The sequence below is a fragment of the Streptomyces sp. W16 genome (genome assembly GCF_033194735.1).
GTDB lineage: Bacteria > Actinomycetota > Actinomycetes > Streptomycetales > Streptomycetaceae > Streptomyces.
The window spans coordinates 1-1,177 of the sequence record NZ_JAWOAI010001107.1 but is presented as its reverse complement, the minus strand read 5'-3'; the positions used below and the strand labels follow the sequence as shown (position 1 = coordinate 1,177).

The following is a 1,177-nucleotide window of genomic DNA, read 5'->3' as shown; positions in this document are numbered from 1 at the left end:
CTGCCCTGGGACCTCTTCGCCCGCCGCGCCCGCCTCGACGACACCGCGAGACGCTGTTTCGCCGCCCTGGAGCGGCGGGACCCGGAGACCGCCCGCTGGGTGCGGTCGTACGTCGACGGTGTCAACGAAGGCCTGGGTGAGGGGACTTCAGCCCCCGAGTTCGCCGAGTCGGGGTTCGCGCCCGGCCGTTGGGAACCCTGGACCCCGCTCGGGGTCTGGCTCGCCACGCACATCCTCTTCGCGGGGTTCCCGGCCAAGCTGTGGCGCGAGGAGGCGATACGGCACCTCGGGCCGGACGCCGTCGGCCTGTTCGCCACCGACGGGCCCGGGACCGCGGGCAGCAACGGCTGGCTGGTGAGCGGGGCCCGGACCACGACCGGCCTGCCCGTCCTCGCCGGCGACCCGCACCGCTTCATCGAGGACCCCGGCGTCTACCAGCAAGTCCACCTCTCCTGCCCGGAGTTCGACGTCGTCGGCCTGGCCGTGCCCGGCGTCCCCGGCATCGCCCACTTCGGCCACACCGGCACGGTCGCCTGGGCCATCACCAACGCGATGGCCGACTACCAGGACCTCTACCGGGAGCGCCTGCGCCGCACCGGCGCGGGCGTCGAGGCCCTCGGCCCGGACGGTGTGTGGCGGCGCGCGGCCCGGCACACGGAGACGGTCGAGGTGGCGGGCGAGGAACCCGTCGAGGTCGAGGTCATCGAGACCGAACGCGGGCCGGTCGTCATCGGCGGGCCGGAGGGGCTGGACGGAGGCGTCAGCGGGCCGCCCGGCATCCCGCCCCTCGCCGTCAGCCTGCGCTACCCGCCCCGCGTCACCGAAGACCTCGGCTTCACCGCCTTGCTCCCCCTTCTCCGCGCGCGCCAAGTAGCCGACGTGGACCGCGCGTTCGACGACTGGGCCGAGCCCGTCAACGTCGTCCAGGCCGCCGACACCGACGGCGGACTGCTGCACCGGGTGGCCGGCAAGGTCCCGGTGCGCGCCGAGGCCAACCGCATCCGGCTCGTCCCCGCCTGGGAACCCGGCCACGAGTGGCACGGCTGGCACGAGCCGCCCCACGGACAACTGGCCGACGGCATCGCCGTCATGGCCAACCAGCGCGGCCCGGCCACTCCTCTCGGCGTCGAGTTCGCCCCGCCCCACCGCGCCGACCGCATCGCCGAACTGCTCGCCG

The 1,177-nt window shown here is 75.0% G+C and carries 1 protein-coding gene; it reads left to right on the top strand.

Annotated features, from left to right (window positions below):
• The coding region (locus R6V09_RS53475) for a penicillin acylase family protein (RefSeq protein ID WP_317888602.1) at positions 1-1,177 on the top strand (1,177 nt) is incomplete at both ends.